This is a genomic window from Streptomyces sp. NPDC048636 (genome assembly GCF_040650655.1).
In the GTDB taxonomy this organism is placed as follows: Bacteria; Actinomycetota; Actinomycetes; order Streptomycetales; family Streptomycetaceae; genus Streptomyces.
Genome location: NZ_JBEZHR010000012.1, coordinates 108240 through 126465 on the forward strand (window position 1 = coordinate 108240; position 18226 = coordinate 126465).

The window sequence follows — 18226 nt, forward strand, 5'->3', positions numbered from 1 at the left end:
GCTCTCGACACGCGGGTGATCAGGGTGGGCGCCTTCGGATGTGAGAAGGAGATGAGCTCCCAGCGAGGAGGCACGTAGTTGGAAGGAAGGCTGGCAATGACGTTGGACGCACGTGACGAGGTGGAGCGGTTCATCCTGGGTGACCGGTTCGCTTGCCTGGCGGGACGCTCCGCCTGGCGCAAGGGTGGTATCACCCATCGTCACTACGACCTGATGGGCTCCGAGGACTCGGCCCGGCTGATGGCACTCGATCTCGCGGACTTCGTGGATGCGGCGGACTGGAGCGCCCGGTCCTTCACGAGTTTCATCGCGACCTTCGAGCGGCCTCGCGGGGTGGACGAGCTGCGGTTCGAGGAGCTGCTGTGGGAACAGCTCCAGCTGCTGCACGAACAGGACGCCCGGTCCTATCGATGGGCCGATGGTTATTCGTCCGATCCGCAGGCCGAGGAGTTCGCCTACAGCGTCGCCGGTCATCCCTTCTTCGTCATCGGACTGCATGAGACCCACCGCCGCTGGGGCCGCCGCCCTCCCTTCCCGATGCTGGCCTTCAACTCCCATGAGCAGTTCGACCGCATCAAGGGCGCCAACATGTGGGACCGGCTCGCGGACAAGATCCGCAAGCAGGACATCCAGCTCCAGGGCGATATAAACCCCAATCTGCTCGAGTACGAGCAGCTCTCCGAGGCCCGCCGCTACTCCGGCCGCCCGAAGCCCGCGGACTGGCAGTGTCCGTTCGCGGCCCGCGAGGGCGAACGCGAGCCCGCCCTGCTGGGCCCGACCCCGGCCTGAGCCCTCCCGGCTCCACGCGTACACACCCCGTTGCCCCGGCAGCCACTCCAGGCCGCCGGGGCAACGGCGTGCGGGCCCAGCCCCTGTGGGATCACTCCTGGTCGGCGGGGTACGGCGGGACCGGCCGCTCGAAGAACGTCTCCAGCACCACCGTGGCCTGCGTCCCGCTGACCCCGTCGATCGCGTAGATCCGGCGCAACACATCCTGCAACTGCTCGGTGGTCGCGGTCCGGACCTTCACCAGCAGCGACGCGCTGCCCGCGATGACATGCGCCTCCACGATCTCGGGGAGCGCGGCGAAGCTCTCCGCCGAATCCCCCATCCACGAGTCCGAGTTGACCATCACATAGGCCAGGACGGCATTGCCCACCGCCGCCGGGTCCACCTCGACGGTGGTGCGCCGGATCGCGCCGCGCTCCCGCAGCTTCCGTACGCGTTCATGAGCGGCCCCGGCGGAGAGGCCCACGGCCTTGCCCAGCGCGGCGTAGGACTGGGTGGCGTCCTGCTGGAGCCGCGCCAGCAGGGTGCGGTCGATGTGATCCACAACTCTCCATTCGGGATTAGCTTGCCGTCACCGTATCTCATACTGCAATCTCCACTACATGCCGAAGCACATTCGGCATGTGCCGGAATGAGAAGGACTCACATGACCAGCGAGCGTCCCTCCCTGTACGAGATGTTCGACGACCGGTTCCGTACCGGCCGCTGCATGAACGGCGATGACGGCCTGGAAGTCCTGTACACCGGCTGCCGCTGGGCCGAGGGGCCGATCTACCTGCCCGCCTGGCGGCAGGTGATCTGGAGCGACATCCCCAACGACCGGATGCTGCGCTGGGACGAGGAGACGGGGGCCGTCAGCGTCTTCCGCCGCTCCGCCGGGCACACCAACGGCAACACCCTCGATGCCCAGGGCCGACTGATCAGCTGTGAGCAGGGCAACCGCCGGGTGACCCGGACCGAACACGACGGCACGGTCACGGTGCTGGCCGACCGCTGGCAGGGCAAGCGCCTCAACAGCCCGAACGACGCGGCGGTCAAGTCCGACGGCTCGATCTGGTTCTCCGACCCGGACTTCGGGATCACCAGCGACTACGAGGGCTACCGCGCGGAGAGCGAGATCGGCGCCAACAACGTCTACCGCGTCGATCCCTCAAGCGGCGAAGTGCGGCTGGTCGCCGACTGCTTCGGCGCCCCGAACGGCCTCGTCTTCTCCCACGACGAGCGGCAGCTCTTCGTCTCCGACACCCGGGCGGGCTTCATCCGGGTCTTCGACGTACGCGAGGACGGCACGCTGTCGGACGGCGAGATCTTCGCCGAGGCCGGAGCCCGTGGGGCGGCCCGCTTCGACAACCTCCGCTTCGACGAGGGCGGACGGCTCTGGGCGGCCGCGATGACCGACGGAGTGCACTGCTACGACCCCGACGGCACGCTGATCGGACGGATCGACGTCCCCGAGGCGGTTGCCAACATCGCCTGGGGCGGAGCCAAGCGCAACCGTCTCTTCATCACCGCCCAGACCAGCCTCTACTCGGTGGTCATGGGCGTCACCGGTACACACCCGACCGGACCGGGACGCAGGCCCTGGCTGGGCCCGGAGTCCCGGCGCCGGTGAGGTCAGTGCGGCAGGGGGCTCAGCGGTGTGAGGCGTAGCCGAGGAAGGCGGTCCAGGCGGCCGGAGTGACGGCGAGTTGGGGGCCGTCGGGCACCTTTGAGTCGCGGACGTGGATGGTGCCGCAGGGGTCGGCGGCGACCTCTACGCACTCGGGGCCGTCGTTGCTGCTGTAGCTGCTCTTGGCCCAGGCAACTTCGACGCACTGCGGACCCTCGTTGCTGCTGTAGCTGCTCTTCATCCACGCGACCTCGACGCAGTCGGGGCCTTCGTTGCTGCTGTAGCTGCTCTTGATCCACTCAAAGGGCTTGAGGGTCATGTCTCTCCCCGCAGTTTCTCGATGAAGGCCAGGGACTCACGCGGTGTGAGGGCCTGCGCCCGGATAATCCCATACTGGATCTCCAGGGTCTGCACCTCATGGGGATCGGAGACGAGGCGGTTGAACCGCTGCACCTCCACGTGGCCCACGGTGGTTCCTGCCTTGAGCTTCAGGAGCTTGAGTTCGCCGCCCATCCCGGCATGGTCCTCGCGCTCCGTCGGCATCACCTGGATCTCGACGTTCCGCAACTTCCCTAGTTCCAGCAGGTGTTCAAGCTGGTGCTGCTGAACCATTTTGCCCCCGATGGGGCGGCGCAGCGTCACCTCTTCCTGGACAAAGCTGAAGATGGGCGCGGGCTGCTGTACGAAGATTTCCTGACGGGACATGCGAGCGGCAACCCGCTGGTCGATGTCTTCCTCCGTGAGGAGCGGCCGCCTCATGCGGTACAGCGCATGGGCGTACTCCTCGGTCTGCAACAGGCCGACCATGTTGTGAGTGCCATACGAACCCAACTCGACGGCCTCGGCCTCCAACTTCGCCAGATCGCGAACCTTCTTGGGATACCGCGCCTCCGCGACATCCTTCTTCATCGCGGCGATCTTGCCGCTCGCCCCGAGCACCTCATCCGCCTTGTCGAGGAAGCCAGGGCTGGGGATCCGCCTGGCCCGTTCGACGGCCGAGACCTGTTCCTCTCCGTAACCGATCGCCGCGCCCAGTTCGGCCTGTTTCAGCCCGGCCGCCTCGCGCCACAGCTTGATCTGACGGCCGACCGCCCGCAGTACAGCCGCGCTCTCCTCGTCTTCCATACCGGCCCACCTCCCGATTGAGACCCGCCACCCGACGCCGTCCGGACATGGCCGGACAACCGACGGACAGTCACCGCCCGTATTGACGTCGCTACTTTTCAGCCTAAGCACAGACGGCCACTCTGAGTGACGTGAGCCAACAAATCACTCGAACCGACACCTCCGTTTCGCACTTCACCGTGCTGCTCTCCGCCACCCGCAAAGGCGCCCGGCTCGGTCGGTTAATGGCCTCCGAACGGCTTGTCACCTGGGGGCTGCCGGTGGACAACGCGGCGCTGATCAGCGCCGAGCTGACCGCGAACGCCGCGCTCCATGGCCGCGTACCGGGGCGGAACGTCCGACTGACGCTCAAGTTCAGCGGTGACACCCTCCGCATCGAGGTGCGGGACGCCTGTACGGACCGGCTGCCCGCCGTGCGCAGCAAACCGGAGGGCGAGGCGCCGGGCGAGTCCGGCCACGGGCTGCTGCTCGTCGAGGAGCTCGCCGACCGCTGGGGCGTCATCCCGGGCCTGGTCGGCAAGACGGTGTGGGCCGAGCTGAGCCCCTGAGAGCCTGAGCTAGCCGAGGAGGCCCGACTCCCACGCCCACGCGGCGATCTCGACACGGTTGCGGGCCTCGAGCTTGCGCTGCACATTGCCCAGGTGGGTCTTCACCGTCGACACGGTGACGTGCAGCTCCAGCGCGACCTCCTCGTTGGTCCGGCCGCGCGCCACGCACCGTACGACCTCCAACTCCCGCTCCGTCAGCGGCTCGACGGGAGCCTTCGCGGGCGCGCGCGGGGGAACGGGCGCCGTGGTCTTCGCGGGGGCGGAGGCGGTGGGAGGCGTCATATGGCGCAGCAGCCGCACCGTGATCGACGGGGAGATCATCGACTCGCCGTGCGCCGCCGCGCGCACGGCCTCGGCGAGCAGCGCGGGCGAGCCGTGCTTCAGCAGGAACCCGCAGGCCCCGTCGCGTAGCGCCCGGTAGACATACTCGTCGAGGTCGAAGGTGGTGGCGATCAGCACGTTCAGCGGGTCCCGTGCCTCGGGCCCGGCGAGCTGCCGGGTGGCCTCCAGACCGTCCAGCTCCGGCATACGGATGTCGAGAAGACAGACGTCAGGGCGCAGGCGGCGCGCCTCGGCGACCGCGGTCGCGCCGTCGGCGGTCTCCGCGACGACCTCGATGTCGGGCTGGGCTTCGAGGATCATCCGGAAGGCCGCCCTGACCATCTCCTGGTCGTCCGCGAGCAGCACGCGGATCGTCTTGCCCTTCACGGTTTCCATGATTCCAGAGGCAGTTCGGCCGTGACCCGCCATCCCGCCGTGCCGTCCTCGCGCGGGCCCGCCGTGAAGGTTCCGCCCAGCGTCTCGACGCGCTCGGCCAGCCCCGTCAGGCCGAAGCCCGACCGCCCGGACATCCCGCTGCCGTCCGCCGTCCCTGCCCTCCCGGCGGCCCGCGCCGCCCCCGCCGCCGTGGCGTGGGCCGACGCGCGGCCGTCGTCCGTGACGGTCACGGTGAGCGTCCCGCCGGGCGACGGCCGTACGTCCACGGTCACCCACCGCACCCCCTCGCCGTGCTTGCGGATGTTGGTCAGCGACTCCCGCACCACCCGGTGCGCGGCCGTGGTCAGTTCGGGACGGAGCCCGTGCCCCGCGGCCGTCAGCTCGGGGGCGAGGGACACCTCGGCGGTGGCCGGGCCCGATGCGGTGAACTCCTCGGTGAGACCGCGCAGCTCCCCGTCCAGATCTCCGGCCGGGCGGGTGGCGGCCGGGCCCTCGCCGGGCGCGCGGAGCACCGTGACCATGCCGCGCATCGACTCGATCGCCTGGGACCCCGCGCGCTCGATACCCGCCAGCATCCGGTCAAGGGCGTCGGGTGCGGGCGCGTGACCCTGCGCCGAGGCGTACCGCACCGCCTTGGTCTGCGCGACCATCGCCGTGACGTGGTGCGCCACGAAGTCGTGGAGTTCTCGCGCGTACTCCAGCCGCTGCGCCTGCCGGTCCGCCTCGCGCTCGCGGGCGCGGAAGGTGTCGAGCAGCCGCAGATAGAGGCCGAGCAGGACCGCGAGCACCAGGCAGAAGAAGATCACGGGTTCGCCGAGCTTGATCACGTTGATGTACTCCGGAGGTGGCAGCCGCAGCGGCAGCAGCCCGGCGGCCAGTCCACCCGCGGCGGACAGGGCCGCCGCGAGCGCCGGGCGCGCGCACCGTACGGCGCGGGACACCAGCAGCAGCAGCGCCCCCATCTCCATCGCCCCCGGTGTGACCTCCGGCCGGTGGGTGAGCTGCACGGTGACGACGGACAACGCACCGGACGCCGTCACAGCGACGGCGGCAGCCGGCGGGAAGCGGCTGACGGGGACGAGGAGCGCCGCCACGCACAGCGCCCCCGTGGCGACGGTCGCGACGGCCGTGGGCACATAGCCCGTGGCCGCCCCCTCGGCGACGAGCATGGCCGACACCAGGACGGCCGCCAGGGCCAGCAGCGCCCGGCGGAGAGGTGAGCTGAGTGGGAGAGCGGGGATCACGCTTCCTCACGTTACGGCCGGGCTTGCCGACCGTACCTCCAACTTTCGGCCGATACGGGCTCACCGGCGGGCGGCCGGGTCGGCTGGACGGTTGATCCGGAAGGGGGGCGCCGCGCCGCAGGATGACGTGAATGACACAGAACGCCCGGAACAGACATCCGGCACCCGTGGAGGACCTTGTGAAGACAGCTCGTCGTACCCGCCGCACGTTACGTACCACCGGCCTCGTGGCCGTGGCCGCCGCCGCCACGTTCTCGCTGACCGCCTGTCAGGGCGACGACGGCAAGAACGACGCGGGCAACTCCCCGTCTTCTTCCGCTCCCACGGCGTCGGAGGACCCCGGGGCGCAGACCCCAGCCCCGGCGGGTTCCGGGACGAAGGACCCGGGCCGGAGCGGCTCGGGCTCGACGGGCGGCAGTGAGGGCGGGGACAAGGAGGGCTACGGACAGGTCTGCGGCGCCAATGACCTGTCCTGGACCGCCACATCGAAGACCCAGGCCGGCGGCTACATCCAGATCTCGGTGAAGGCCAAGCCGGGCATCACCTGCACGCTGCCGGGCCAGCATCCGGTGGTGGCGTTCGGGTCCGACGGCACCGAGGCGGGGCCGGCCGAGCAGGCGGTCACCGAGGAGGTGGAGCTGAGCGGCGGCACCGTCGCCTATTCCGGGGTGAACCCCAAGACCACCAACGACGACAACGGCAAGGAGCTGGACAGCATCGTCGTCAAGGTGAGCGGGGACGACCAGACCGATCCGGTCAGCCTGTCCACCGGCAGCATCACGGTCGACAGGCCGGTCGCCACCAACTGGCACACCTCACCGCAGGAAGCCGTCCCCGGTGACAGCGGGACCAGCTGACACTCCAGTGCGCTCAGTCCGGCCACTTCCGCACCCGAACCGACCGACACTCTCCCGGAGAGGAACCACCACGCGCATGCTGTTACGACATCGAGTACGCCCCGCACGGGGCCGCCTCGCACGGATCACCCGCATCTCCCTCTTGGGGGCCCTGCTGGCGCTCGGGCTCGTCGTGCCGATCCTGCCCGGCACCGGGACGCCCGCCCAGGCCAGTCCGACGGACCGGCGGCTCGCCTCGTGGAATATGAACGGCCAGTTCCAGCGCATGGACGACAGGACACGTGAGTCGCGCTGGTCCAACAGCATTGTGTCCCGGTGGGACAACACCGACGTCCTGGCCCTCCAGGAGGCGGGCAACGAGCCGCCCGGGGTCCGGACCCAGCGCCGCTTCTCCCAGTCGACGGTCCACGAATACATCTGGCAGGCCGGTTCGTCGGACCGCACTCCCGACCGGACCACCGCGAACATCTACTGGGCCGACGTGGGACAGCAGCGCAACGGGCTGGCCTTCGTCACCCGGGAGACCGCGGTGGACGTGGTCAGCCTGGAGGTCGCACCCGGCTCCAGGCCCATCCTGGGGGTCCAGCTCGGCAACGACTGGTACTTCACCGGGCACGCCCGCTCCCTCGGGAATCAGCCCAACGACCAGGTGCAGATGTACAACAGGGCCAGGGATTTCATGAACAACCATGCCCCGAACGCGGACTGGCTGTTCATGGCCGACTTCAACAACGAGCCCGGCAGCATTCCGATCCCTCTCCAGCGCCATGTGATCATGGCGGGCCAGCCCACCCACCAGGGCGGGCGGGAGCTGGACTACTGGCTGCTGGGCGACCGGAACAACGGCACCCTCAGCCTCGACCGCCCCGGCGGTGCGGAGACCGCCGACCACTTCTTCCTACGGCTCGTGCACGAGAACTGCCGCAGGGACGGCGCCGACTGCAACGCCCCGATGCCGGGCCGCACCTACCGCTTCGAGTCCGCGGAAGAGACGGGCAAGGCCCTCGCGATCGGGGATGTGCCGCAGCTCGTCCCGTTCGACGAGAAGACGGCCGCGGACGATCCCCGTCTCCGCGTCACGGTGCGCTACAGCAACGCGCCCGGCACGTACATGCTGTCGGTCCTGGGCGACAAGTGCCTCGTCACGAGGCAGAGCGGCGACGCCTGGTACACGGACACCGCGCAGTGTGACCCCAACGACCCGGCGCATCAGTGGGGTCTGACCGGCGACCGGATCCAGTCCGTGCTCGCCGGGAGCGCCGGCCAGGGCAGCCATATGCAGCCTGGGGTGAGCATGATAGGCAACGGCCTCAACGGGAACATGGCCCTGGGCGACAAGCCCTCCTCCTGGCGCCCCGTCGAGGTGGATGAGCCCGCGTTGGACGACACCACCGGTAACAGCCCCGTCGAGCGCGGGGACGACGACAGCCCCGGCGGCGGCAACCCCAAGCCGGGCGGGGACGACGGCCGCGGCGACCCCGGTACCGGCCAGGCGGGCTGACCCGCACCCGGGGCGCGCCTCACGAGCGGGGGCGGCCCCGGGTCCGGCACGACAGGGAGTCAGTGATCACCACGGCTCACGGACCTCCGCCACCGCCTCGCGGACGTCCGGGTGCGGGTCGTCGGCGAGGCCGTCCAGCAGCTCGCCGACGCCGGGGGTGGTCCAGCGGCCGACCGCCCACACCAGCTCCTCCCGCACCGTGGGGTCGGGATGGCCGGCGAGAGGGGCGAGTTGGTCGATCGGGCCCCGTCGCCGCATACCGAACCAGTGGAGTACCTCCCGCAGCGCGGCCGGGTCGCCGGGGGTGCCCGCGGCGGCGATCCGGGCGAGCAGCGCCCGGGGCGGTGGCGGCGGGCCGTCCAGCGGATGGGGCAGCCGCTCGCGCAGCCGCCGCGATCCGTAATCGCCGCGCACCCGGCAGCCGAAGCAGGTGCAGGGGCGGACGCCGTGCGCGTCCGGCCGGTACCGCCAGCCGACGACCTGGGGGGCGGTGCGGACGCGGTGGATCTCGCGGGGACGGATCGCCCGGGGGACGAACACCTCCCAGCCGCGTGGATCGTCCAGCGCCGCGATCCGCCGCACCGCCTCGGCGGCGGGGACCGTTTCCTGGGCGTCCCGCGCGCGGTCCCCGTAGTGGCCGGTCAGGACGGGCTGGGCGTCGTCCAGCCGTACGTGGACGGCGACCAGCCCGCCCCTTCGGCCGAACCGGGCCAGCTCGCGCAGCCATTGGTGGGTGAGGGTGTACGACGGCAGCACCGGGAAGCAGTACACCCCGCGCGCCCCGCCCTGACCGTGGCCGGAGGCGCGGATGCCGGACCGCCGGATGCGCGGGGCGTCGGCCGCCGACGTCAGATGCACGAACATGGCCATGAGGGGGATCCTCCCCCGGCTCAGCCCGCCGCGTCGAGCAGGACCCGGGCCAGCTCACGGGGCTGGGAGAACATCGGCCAGTGGCCGGTGTCCATCCGGACCAGCCGCCAGCGGTCGCTGGTGAGCAGCCGGGCGACGTCGGGGGACGGTTCGGTGCCGTCGAGGAGGCACTTGACATAGGTCGCGGGGAGCCCGCCGAGGGAGCGGGCGAGGGCGGCGGGCTCGGTGAGGGTGGCGCCGGGGTGCGGGGTGGCACCGCTGACGATGCGGCCGATCTGCTCGTCGGTAAGGCCCTGGTGTGCGAAGTCGGCGGCGGTGAGCGGGGCCCAGAAGCCGTCGTGGTCGGCGCAGGACGCCTCGACGATCGACCGGCCCTCCGGCCAGCTCATCACGAACGACTCACCGTCCACCGGGACATTGGCGTCGACGAAGACCATCCGGGCCAGCCGGGCGCCGATCCGCTCGGCGGCCTGGCCGACCGGAATCCCGGAGTAGCTGTGGCCGACGAGGATGACGTCCCTCAGATCACGGCGCTCGATCTCGTCGACGATGTCCCGGACATGCGTCTGTTGTCCGGCCGGTACGCCCCGCTTGTCGGCCACGCCAGAGAGCGTCAGCGGATGGGTGCCGTGCCCGGCGGCGCGCAGCTCCGGCACCACGTCGTCCCAGGCCCACGCGCCGAGCCAGGCCCCTGCCACGAGTACGAATTCAGCCATGGCGGCACCGTAGCGCGGGGGTACGACAACGGGGGTGACCCGGACGGAGTTGTGTCCGGCGTTTGGCCGGAGGCGGGACCGCGCGGCCGCCGTCAGCGGACCGGGAAACCGAAAGTGTAGCCCTGCTGCTTCAGCCACGGCAGGATCTGGCCCAGCGCCTCGACGGTCTGGCCACGGTCGCCGCCCGCGTCGTGGAAGAGCACGGTCGGGCCGTTGGAGATCTCGTTCTTGACGGTGTTGACCATGGCGGCGGAGCCCGGCTTCTCGAAGTCCTTGGAGTCCACGTTCCAGCCGAGCGGCCGCATGCCCTTCGCGGCGGCGATCTGGCGGCTGTACGGGGTGAACGCACCGCCCGGGGCGCGGTAGTAGAGCGGCTTGACGCCCCCCGACGCCTTGACGATCATGCTCCGGGCCTCCAGGACCTCCTTGGACTGGTAGGCGCGCGACTTCTTGTCCATACCGGTGTCATGCGATATCGAGTGGTCGCAGAGCCGGTGTCCGGCCGCCACGACCGCCTTGACCAGGTCCGGGTGGGCCTGGGCCTGCGGGCCGACCATACAGAAGGTGGCCTTGGCGTGATGGGCCTTGAGCACCTGGAGGACCTTGGGGGTCCAGTTCGGGTCCGGGCCGTCGTCGATGGTGATGTTGACGCCCTTGGGGCCCTTGTCGGAGGCGTGGGCGATATCCATGTTGACCTTGGGGTCGGGCAGTTCGGGGTCCGGCTTGGAGGTCTGGCCCACGATCGGCTTCGGCTTCGGTGCCGCGCTCGGCACCGACTCGATGGATCCGGCCTGGGCGGTCCACACGGCGGCCAGGGCGGTCACCCCCGCCACACCGACGGCCGCAATCAGCACTCGGCCGTTCGTCCCCATGATCCGGTGCCGTCCCATGTCCGCCGCTCCTCATGTCTTCTCTGCCGCTTTCGCACCCAGGAGGACGGAATATGAGGGAAGAAGGATCCATCTGTTACGGATCTCGCACATTCCCGTACCAGGGAACGGGCCAGGGCCTGTTGAGACGAGGAACGTCTAGTAGGTTCCCTTTCGGAACTCACAAGGAGTCCCGGGCAGACGCCCGGGAGGGAACGCGGGGGAGCCGCACCATGACCATCGAACCGGCCCGCTCCACCGGGAGCGTTGACACCACCGCGCCCACCCGGGACCGGGTGATCGGGCGGATCGCCGACCAGCTGATCGCCCGCCACCCCGGACATCCGCTGCGCGTCGCGGTGGACGGCGTCACCGGCGCCGGAAAGACCACCCTCGCCCGCGCCATCGCCGCCGAGGTCGACCGGCGGGGCCGTCCGGCGATCCAGCTGTCCATGGACGGCTTCCACCACCCGCGCGCGCACCGGCACCGGCAGGGCCGCGACTCCGCACTCGGGTACTACCAGGACGCCTACGACTTCCCCGGCTTCGCCCACGCGGTCCTTCTCCCGCTCGGGCCGGGCGGTGACCACCGTTACCGGCGCGCCCTCATCGACCTGGCCGAGGACCGGCCGGTCGACGAACCCCCGGTCACCGCCCCGGCCGACGCGGTGCTCGTGGTGGACGGCAGCTTCCTCCAGCGCCCCGAACTGGCCGGTCTGTGGGACGAGGTGGTGTTCACCGACACCAGCTTCCCGGTGGCGCGCCGCCGTGGCACCCGGCGCGACACCGGCCTGTTCGGCGGCCTGGACCGGGCCGAGCACGCCTTCGACACCCGCTACCACGCCGCCTGCCGGCACTATCTGGCCGAGATCGACCCCGCCGCACACGCCACGATCGTGGTCGGCAATGACGATCTCGACCATCCGGTGCTCCGCCGGTCGGGACGGCCGTGAGGGTTACGCGAGATCGAGCAGCTGCTCGTAGAAGCCGCCGAAGCCCTTCGCCCGATCGACGAAATGGAGCTCCAGGATCCAGTGGCAGATACGGCCGGACCGGTCGGTGCGGCGCAGCGGGGTGTGGTTCTCGGGGGTGATGTAGGACTCGGCCTTCACCCCGTCGTTGGTCTCGTGCGGGAACTCGCCGACCAGGTGCCCGGCGTGCCAGATGCCGATCTCCCAGCCCGCCTCGGCGGCCATGCGCTCCACCTCCGCGTACAGCTGCGCGCCGGTGATGTCCTCGGTCTTCCGGAAGACGGCGCGACCGGCGTCGAAGATGCGCGGCAGGTCCGCCAGGAGCCGGTGCTTGTCGGGGTCGTCGCCGAAGACGTAGGTACGGCCGAAGTCGGCCTCGTACTCCTCGAAGATCGGGCCGAAGTCGGCGAAGGCCACGTCGTCCTCGCCGATGGTCCGGTCCGGCGGGTTGTCCTTGTAGGGCCGCAACGTGTTGGGACCGGAGCGGATGATCCGCTTGTGCCAGTGCTTGGTGGTGCCGAACATCTCGTTCGCCAGGTCGCGGATGTGGTCGCTCACCTCCCGCTCGCCCCGGCCGGGGGCCACCAGCCCGCGCGCCTCGACCTCGGCGAACAGGGCGATCGCCTTCTCCTGCGCGGCGATCAGCCCCGCGATACGCCCGCTTTCCTCAACTGCCATGCTCATCCCCGTTCTTCAGCACATATGTGGGCACATATGTGGGCCGAATACACCGCCAAGCCTTGCACAGGGCCCGAGTTGGGAGGTGATCGGGGCCTTGTCGGCGGCCCGCCGGTGGCGGCTCGTCAGCGATTGACCACGGCGGACTGCGGGCGGATCGGGAGGCGGTTGACCGGGCGGCCGGTGGCGGCGCGGACGGCGGCGGCCACGGCGGCCGGGGAGGTGACGATGGGGATCGCGCTGGCGGCCTTGGCGCCGAACGGGGCGACCACATCGCGCTCCTCGACCAGTTTGACGATCCGGATGTCGGGGACGTCCAGGGCGGTCGGCAGGGCGTAGCCGGTGAGATCCGGACGGCGGACCACGCCACGGGAGGTGCGGAGGTTCTCGGTGAGGGCGGTGCCGATGCCGAAGGTGATGCCGGACTCGATCCGGGAGCGCAGCTGGCGGGGGTTGAGGACCCGGCCGACGTCCTGGGCGACGGTCATGTCGACGACGCGGACGGCACCGATCTCGATGTCGACGTCGACCACGCAGCGCACCGCGCAGTAGGCGAGGCCGACGAAGGCGTCGCCCTGGCCTGTCTCGTCCAGCGGTTCGGTGGGGTGGGGGCGGCACTGGGCGGTGGCCCAGAGCTCCTTGCCCTCCAGGGCCTCCTCGACGGTGGTGCTGAGCACCCCGTCATAGGAGGTGATCTTGCCGTCGGCGATGGTCAGCAGCTCGGTGGACATGCCGAACTTATGGGCCAGCGGCTGGAGGAGCTGGGTGCGGACCATCTTGGCGGCGCGCTCGACGGCACCGCCCGAGACCCAGGTGTGGCGGCCGCGCGAGGCGGGACCGGCGGGCGGCTGGTCGGTGTCGACCGGGGCGACGTGGACCTCCTCGATACCGAGGACGTCCTGCACGATCTGGCGGGCCAGGGTGGTGAAGCCCTGGCCGGTCTCGACGGCCGCGCAGATGACGGTGGCGACCGGTCCGGTGACCTTGACGGTGGCGGTGGAGACCTCGTCGGTGCCCTCGGCGCCGAGCATATGGACCATGCCCAGCGCGTAACCGACACCGCGGCGCACGGCGGCCGGGTCACCCGCGCCCTCGGCGCCGCCGGGCAGCAGCCACTCCTCCTCGGGGTCGTCCTTGGGGAGGGGCGGCAGCGGGGCGTCCCGTACGGCGTGGAGCAGTTCGGCGACCGGGGCCGGACAGGTGACGGTCTGTCCGGTCGGCAGCAGATCGCCGGTGGCCATCGCGTTGCGCAGCCGGATCTCGGCGGGGTCGATGCCCAGCTTGGCGGCCAGCTTGTCCATCTGGCCCTCGTAGGCGGCGCACACCTGCATGGCGCCCTCGCCGCGCACATGGCCGGACGGCGGGTTGTTGGTGCGTACCGCCCAGCCCTCGATGAAGGCGTGCGGGACGACGTAGGGGCCACAGGCGAAGGAGACGGCGGCGGCGAGCGAGTCGCCGGAGGAGTCCGCGTAGGCGCCCGCGTCCAGCAGGATCTGGGCCTCGACCTTCAGCAGCCTGCCCTCGGCGTCCGCGTGGTGGCGGTAGCGCAGCAGGGTGGGGTGGCGGTGCGGGTGGCCGAGGAAGGATTCCTCACGGGTGGCCGCCAGTTTGACGGGGTGGCCGGTGCGCAGCGCCAGCAGCCCGAGCGGGAGTTGCATCCCGGGGTCCTCGCGCTCGCCCATCGCACCGGGCACACCGGTGACGACGACCTTGACGCGCTCTGGCTCCAGGCCGAAGCAGGCGGCGGCGAGGTCGCGGTCGGCGTGCGGATCGGTGGAGGCGGTGTAGATCTCCACCCCGCCGTCGGGGCGCGGTACGGCGAGCCCCGCCTCGGCGCCGATGGGGGCGGGGTCCTGGCGGCCGATGCGGTACAGGCCCTCGACGATGACCTCGCCGACGACATCGGGGTCGCCGAAGCTCAGCGGGATATGGCGGACGAGATTGCCGTCGGGGTGCAGCGGTTCGGCGGCGAAGGCCTGCTCGGGGTCGGTGACCGGGTCCAGCACCTCGTACTCGACGGCGATGGCGGCCGCGGCGAGCCGGGCGGTGTCGGGGTGGTCGGCGGCGACGGCGGCGATGGGCTCGCCGTGGTGGCGGACCACGTCCTTGGCGAAGACGGGGCGGTCGGCGACCCGGCGGCCGTGGGCGACGTCACCGGGTACGTCGGAGTGGGTGACCACCGCGTGGACGCCGGGCATCCGGGCGGCCTGGGTGGTGTCGACGGAGACGATACGGGCGTGCGGATGCGGTGAGCGCAGCACGGCGGCCCACAGCAGCCCCTCGGCCCACAGGTCGGCCGCGTACGGGAAGGTGCCCGAGGTCTTGGCCACCGCTTCGGCGGCGGGCAGCGAGATGCCCAGGCCCATCGTGGGCGGTGGGGGCGAGATGGGGGTACCGGCCGCGGGGGTGGCGGTGACGGCTCCGGCGCCGTCCGCGATTCCGGTCATGATGCCCTTCCGCTGCCGCTGCCGGTTCCGTTCGCGCTGCCGTGGCCGCCGATCCCGGGCGGGCCGGACGGGCCCGCCTGGTGCGGAATGCGGGCCCCGTCCTGGGTGGCACCGCCTTCGGTGTCCTCGGTGCCCCCGGCCGCGGCCTCCTCGGCCGCCTCGCGGCCCGCGACGACCTCGCGGACGGCGTCGACCACCGGGCGGTAGCCGGAGCAGCGGCAGAGGTTGCCGCAGATCGCCTGACGGGTCTCCTGGTCGGTGGGGGCGTGGTTGCCCTCGAGCAGGTCGTGCACGGTCATCGCGAGGCCGGGTACGCAGAACCCGCACTGCACCGCGCCGCATTCGGCCAGGGCGCGCTGTACGTCGGAGGGCCGGCCGTCCACCGACAGGCCCTCGACGGTACGGACCTCGGAGCCCGCGGCGGTGGCGGCGGGCACCAGGCAGGAGGCGACCAGCCGCCCGTCCACCTGGACCGAGCAGGCGCCGCACTCGCCCTGTGAGCAGCCGTCCTTGGCCCCGGCCAGGCCCAGCCGCTCGCGCAGCACATAGAGCAGGGACTCGCCGATCCAGGAGTCGGTCACCGGGCGGTCCGCGCCGTTGACCCGCAGGACGTAGGAGGCCTGCGGGTGTTCGCTGTGGGGCGGCTCCGCGTCGGTGCCGGTCCCGCCGGTGGCGGCCGCCGCGCCGTCCCGCTCCGGGGCGTCGGCCCCGGGGTCGGACGGGGCGTCGGCCGGAAGGGGTTCGGCGGGGTCGTCGGCGGCCTCCGGAGCGTCGGCCGGGTCCTCGGCGGGCGCGGCCGTCCCGGGGGTCTCCGGGGCCTCGGCCGGGGCCTCGGCCGGGGCCTCGGTGAACTCGTCCTCGGCCGCGGGCCGTTCCTGGCCCTCGGCTTCGGCATCCGGATGCGGGGCGGTCCGGTCCGCGGTGTCACCGGCGCGCGCGCCGGGCTCGTTCTCGGGGGCGGCGTGGCCGAGGGCGTCCCGGCCGTGGCTGTCCCCGGCGTGGGTCTCCCCGGTGAACTCGCCCTGCCGGCCCGGCTGTCGCGGCAGGCCGGGCGCCGGGCTGCCGTGCGGCGGGGTGCTGCGGCCCCCGTGCTCGGGGTCCACCGGGTACGCACCGGAGTCACCGGGCGCGGGCCAGGCCGGGTCGTCGGGCGCCGCGGGCACCGGGCTGCCGTGGGGCGGGGTGCGCAGGCCGGTGTGCGCGGCGGCGCCGGGGAACTCGCCCGAGTCCCCGGCGGAGCCGTGCCAGCTCTGATCGGTGGCCGGGTCCGCCTCCGGGGCGGCGCCGGGACCGCTCGACTGCGCGCGGTCCCCGGTGCCGGGCATCCGCAGCGGACGCCGTGCGGGCGCCGGGCGCGGCGCGGGCGCGGAACGGCCCTCGGCCGCGTACTCGCCGGACCGCTCCGCGCCTTCGGCGTCGGGCGGGATCGACCACTGGCCGGTCCCCCCTTGCTGGCTCGGCTGCTGAGGGCCCTGCTGGCGGCCGGGTCCGGCGTCGGCGAACGGGATCCGCCACTCGGCGGTGGTCTGCGGATCCCGGGGGCCGCCCTGGGCGCCGCCGTAGGGCGGGGCGGCCGGGCCGGGGTGGTCGTCGACGCGGTACTCACCGGTCTCGTCCACCTCGTCGCCCGCGACCGGGATCGTCCACTGGCTGGTGTGCACCGGGGCGCCGGTGCCGTCGTCGGAGGAGGCGGGCACCGGCCAGTCGTCCACCGGCTCCGCGCCGCGCACCGGCCAGTGACCGGTCTGCGGGGCGTGCGGGTCCTCGGCGGGCGCCGGCCACTGGCTCGCGCGGGGTGTGAACGGGTCGGGCTGGCCGCCGTAGCCGTAGCCGGAGCCGTCGGTGGCGGGGGGCATGGTCCACTGCCCGGTCGCACCGGGGTCATGGCCGCCCTGGCCGTGCGCCGCGGGGCCGTGGCCCGGCTGACCGTGCGGGGGCTGCCACTGGCCGCCCTGCGAGGGCGCGCCCTGGCCGCCCTGGCCGTCGTGTCCATCGGGGCCGCCGGTCACCGGCGGCGGGGTGTAGCCCGTACCGGGCGCGGCGAGCGGATCCCAGCTGCCGGAGGGGTCGGACGGGTCCGGGAAGGCGTAGTCGGGCGGCAGCTGTACGAAGGCCGTCGAGTCGGCGTCCCAGTCGGAGCCGTGCGGCATCGGCTGCCAGCCGCTGCCCGGTTCCGGTCGGTGCGGCCGCTGTTCGTCACTCACGCGAGTGCCCTCCCCAGTGCTCGGCGGGCCAAGGCTGCCACCGTACGCCTCAGGTGGAGCGCGGCGGGCGGCAGGGTGACCTGCTCGGCGCCGTCCTCCGCGGGGGGCGGGTCGGGGATGCACGCGGCGGCGACGTACTCGCCGAAGGCCGTGGTGACCTGCGGGTCGAGATGACCGCGCTCACCGTCCCAGTCGATCAGCGAGGCGACCCAGCGCTCGGCCTCCAGCGGGCGCAGCGGCATCGGCGCGACCGCCCCGACCGCGCAGCGCACTCCGCGCCGGGCCGGGTCGAGCACCACGGCGACCGAGGCGGTGGCCCGGCCGGGACCGGTGCGGCCGGTGGCCTTGAGGAAGGTCTGCGGGGCGTGCAGCAGCGGGACCCGGACGAATCCGACGAGTTCCCCGGGGCGCAGCATTTCGACCCCGGCCAGCAGATGGCTGACCGGGATCTCCCGGCGGGAGCCCTCGGGCCCGGCGATGATGACGGTGGCCTCCAGGGCGGCGAGCACCGGCAGCGCGTCGCCGGTGGGGGCGGCGCTGACGATATTGCCGCCGAGGGTGCCCGCGTTACGGATCTGTGGTGGTCCGGCGGCCCGCGCGGCCGCGGCCAGCGCCGGGATCAGCGCGGCGAAGTCGGGGCGGCCCATCCGGGCGTGGGTGAGTCCGGCGCCGAGCAGGGCGTGTCCGTCCAGATAGCGCCAGCCGCGGATCTCGCTGATCCGGCCGAGGCCGACGAGTCCGGCGGGCCGCAGCAGGCCGGAGTTGACCGCGGCCATCAGATCGGTGCCGCCGGCGACGGGCACGGCGGCGGGCATGGCGGTCAGTGCCGCCACGGCCTCATCGAGCGAGCCCGGCAACGTCACCGTGTGCGCCGCCTGCGGTGCGTGCGTGGTCAACCCAGCTGCCCCTTCCCCGGTGTCCCGGCTGTTGCGCCGTACGGTACGTGCTGACAGCCCGGACGTGGCAACTCTGGCACATCTTCCGAGTCCACCGTCACGAGGGTCCGTGATCCATGGATCCGTCCCTGACCTGGGGGATGGTACGGGTTTGCGACGATGTCTCCGCCCGGTGTGGATTGCCA

The 18226-nt window shown here is 72.1% G+C and carries 18 protein-coding genes; 6 read left to right on the forward strand and 12 right to left on the reverse strand.

Features of this window, described 5'->3' with window-relative positions:
- Window positions 1–96 precede the first annotated feature (96 nt).
- Window positions 97–789, forward strand: coding sequence for a guanitoxin biosynthesis heme-dependent pre-guanitoxin N-hydroxylase GntA (gene gntA, locus AB0C66_RS27685; protein WP_362444150.1), 693 nt, complete (start codon window positions 97–99; stop codon window positions 787–789).
- 91 nt (window positions 790–880) lie between these two features.
- Here gntA and AB0C66_RS27690 read toward each other — a convergent pair whose 3' ends face one another.
- Complete coding sequence (locus AB0C66_RS27690; RefSeq protein ID WP_362444153.1) at window positions 881–1333, reverse strand: Lrp/AsnC family transcriptional regulator; 453 nt, start codon at window positions 1331–1333, stop codon at window positions 881–883.
- 102 nt (window positions 1334–1435) lie between these two features.
- On the opposite strand from AB0C66_RS27690, the gene AB0C66_RS27695 reads away from it, so the two are divergent.
- Window positions 1436–2401: an SMP-30/gluconolactonase/LRE family protein gene (locus AB0C66_RS27695; RefSeq protein ID WP_362444156.1), complete on the forward strand. Its 966-nt coding sequence runs from the start codon at window positions 1436–1438 to the stop codon at window positions 2399–2401.
- A gap of 19 nt (window positions 2402–2420) precedes the next feature.
- Here the strand turns inward: AB0C66_RS27695 and AB0C66_RS27700 are convergent, their stop codons facing one another.
- Together AB0C66_RS27700 and AB0C66_RS27705 are read right to left on the reverse strand one after the other, a co-directional pair.
- Window positions 2421–2717 (reverse strand): DUF397 domain-containing protein, encoded by a 297-nt coding sequence (locus tag AB0C66_RS27700; RefSeq protein WP_362444159.1) that lies wholly within the window; start codon window positions 2715–2717, stop codon window positions 2421–2423.
- Complete coding sequence (locus tag AB0C66_RS27705) at window positions 2714–3523, reverse strand: helix-turn-helix transcriptional regulator (protein ID WP_362444162.1); 810 nt, start codon at window positions 3521–3523, stop codon at window positions 2714–2716. The genes AB0C66_RS27700 and AB0C66_RS27705 overlap by 4 nt, the downstream gene beginning before the upstream one ends.
- Window positions 3524–3654: 131 nt before the next feature.
- Between AB0C66_RS27705 and AB0C66_RS27710 the strand changes: the two genes are divergently transcribed.
- Complete coding sequence (locus AB0C66_RS27710) at window positions 3655–4071, forward strand: ATP-binding protein (RefSeq protein WP_362444165.1); 417 nt, start codon at window positions 3655–3657, stop codon at window positions 4069–4071.
- A 9-nt stretch (window positions 4072–4080) separates the two neighbouring features.
- On the opposite strand, the gene AB0C66_RS27715 is transcribed toward AB0C66_RS27710, so the two are convergent.
- Complete coding sequence (locus AB0C66_RS27715) at window positions 4081–4779, reverse strand: response regulator transcription factor (protein WP_362444168.1); 699 nt, start codon at window positions 4777–4779, stop codon at window positions 4081–4083.
- A complete protein-coding gene (locus tag AB0C66_RS27720; RefSeq protein ID WP_362444171.1) occupies window positions 4776–6032 on the reverse strand; it encodes a histidine kinase in 1257 nt (418 codons plus the stop codon). The genes AB0C66_RS27715 and AB0C66_RS27720 overlap by 4 nt, the downstream gene beginning before the upstream one ends.
- Before the next feature lie 179 nt (window positions 6033–6211).
- Here AB0C66_RS27720 and AB0C66_RS27725 point away from each other — a divergent pair, with 179 nt between their 5' ends.
- A complete protein-coding gene (locus AB0C66_RS27725) occupies window positions 6212–6889 on the forward strand; it encodes a DUF4232 domain-containing protein (RefSeq protein WP_362444174.1) in 678 nt (225 codons plus the stop codon).
- 76 nt (window positions 6890–6965) lie between these two features.
- The gene (locus AB0C66_RS27730) at window positions 6966–8390 is read left to right on the forward strand and encodes an endonuclease/exonuclease/phosphatase family protein (protein ID WP_362444177.1); all 1425 of its coding nucleotides are present in this window, start codon (window positions 6966–6968) and stop codon (window positions 8388–8390) included.
- A gap of 66 nt (window positions 8391–8456) precedes the next feature.
- On the opposite strand, the gene AB0C66_RS27735 is transcribed toward AB0C66_RS27730, so the two are convergent.
- The 3 genes from AB0C66_RS27735 to AB0C66_RS27745 all read right to left on the reverse strand — a co-directional run bounded on the left by AB0C66_RS27735 (window position 8457) and on the right by AB0C66_RS27745 (window position 10866).
- The gene (locus AB0C66_RS27735) at window positions 8457–9260 is read right to left on the reverse strand and encodes a HEAT repeat domain-containing protein (RefSeq protein ID WP_362444180.1); all 804 of its coding nucleotides are present in this window, start codon (window positions 9258–9260) and stop codon (window positions 8457–8459) included.
- Between the two features lie 20 nt (window positions 9261–9280).
- The gene (locus AB0C66_RS27740; protein WP_362444183.1) at window positions 9281–9976 is read right to left on the reverse strand and encodes an alpha/beta hydrolase; all 696 of its coding nucleotides are present in this window, start codon (window positions 9974–9976) and stop codon (window positions 9281–9283) included.
- Between the two features lie 92 nt (window positions 9977–10068).
- Window positions 10069–10866: a polysaccharide deacetylase family protein gene (locus AB0C66_RS27745; protein ID WP_362444186.1), complete on the reverse strand. Its 798-nt coding sequence runs from the start codon at window positions 10864–10866 to the stop codon at window positions 10069–10071.
- Between the two features lie 212 nt (window positions 10867–11078).
- On the opposite strand from AB0C66_RS27745, the gene AB0C66_RS27750 reads away from it, so the two are divergent.
- Window positions 11079–11798, forward strand: a complete 720-nt coding sequence (locus tag AB0C66_RS27750) for a hypothetical protein (protein WP_362444189.1) — start codon at window positions 11079–11081, stop codon at window positions 11796–11798.
- Between the two features lie 3 nt (window positions 11799–11801).
- On the opposite strand, the gene AB0C66_RS27755 is transcribed toward AB0C66_RS27750, so the two are convergent.
- The 4 genes from AB0C66_RS27755 to AB0C66_RS27770 form a co-directional block, all read right to left on the reverse strand.
- Window positions 11802–12494, reverse strand: a complete 693-nt coding sequence (locus AB0C66_RS27755; protein ID WP_362444419.1) for a M24 family metallopeptidase — start codon at window positions 12492–12494, stop codon at window positions 11802–11804.
- Between the two features lie 125 nt (window positions 12495–12619).
- A complete protein-coding gene (locus tag AB0C66_RS27760; protein ID WP_362444192.1) occupies window positions 12620–14941 on the reverse strand; it encodes a molybdopterin cofactor-binding domain-containing protein in 2322 nt (773 codons plus the stop codon).
- Window positions 14938–17145 (reverse strand): 2Fe-2S iron-sulfur cluster-binding protein, encoded by a 2208-nt coding sequence (locus tag AB0C66_RS27765; RefSeq protein WP_362444195.1) that lies wholly within the window; start codon window positions 17143–17145, stop codon window positions 14938–14940. The genes AB0C66_RS27760 and AB0C66_RS27765 overlap by 4 nt, the downstream gene beginning before the upstream one ends.
- Window positions 17142–18041 carry an FAD binding domain-containing protein gene (locus AB0C66_RS27770; RefSeq protein ID WP_362444198.1) on the reverse strand — a complete coding sequence of 300 codons (900 nt, stop codon included), beginning with the start codon at window positions 18039–18041 and terminating at the stop codon, window positions 17142–17144. Before AB0C66_RS27770 ends, AB0C66_RS27765 begins: the two co-directional genes overlap by 4 nt.
- Between the last annotated feature and the right edge of the window lie 185 nt (window positions 18042–18226).

Coding starts and splice junctions, on each gene's coding strand:
- gntA (WP_362444150.1), top strand. CDS start 97: ATGACGTTGGACGCACGTGACGAGGTGGAGCGGTTCATCCTGGGTGAC.
- AB0C66_RS27755 (WP_362444419.1), bottom strand. CDS start 12,494: ATGGCAGTTGAGGAAAGCGGGCGTATCGCGGGGCTGATCGCCGCGCAG.
- AB0C66_RS27735 (WP_362444180.1), bottom strand. CDS start 9,260: ATGGCCATGTTCGTGCATCTGACGTCGGCGGCCGACGCCCCGCGCATC.
- AB0C66_RS27760 (WP_362444192.1), bottom strand. CDS start 14,941: ATGACCGGAATCGCGGACGGCGCCGGAGCCGTCACCGCCACCCCCGCG.
- AB0C66_RS27700 (WP_362444159.1), bottom strand. CDS start 2,717: ATGACCCTCAAGCCCTTTGAGTGGATCAAGAGCAGCTACAGCAGCAAC.
- AB0C66_RS27730 (WP_362444177.1), top strand. CDS start 6,966: ATGCTGTTACGACATCGAGTACGCCCCGCACGGGGCCGCCTCGCACGG.
- AB0C66_RS27745 (WP_362444186.1), bottom strand. CDS start 10,866: ATGGGACGGCACCGGATCATGGGGACGAACGGCCGAGTGCTGATTGCG.
- AB0C66_RS27705 (WP_362444162.1), bottom strand. CDS start 3,523: ATGGAAGACGAGGAGAGCGCGGCTGTACTGCGGGCGGTCGGCCGTCAG.
- AB0C66_RS27695 (WP_362444156.1), top strand. CDS start 1,436: ATGACCAGCGAGCGTCCCTCCCTGTACGAGATGTTCGACGACCGGTTC.
- AB0C66_RS27750 (WP_362444189.1), top strand. CDS start 11,079: ATGACCATCGAACCGGCCCGCTCCACCGGGAGCGTTGACACCACCGCG.
- AB0C66_RS27740 (WP_362444183.1), bottom strand. CDS start 9,976: ATGGCTGAATTCGTACTCGTGGCAGGGGCCTGGCTCGGCGCGTGGGCC.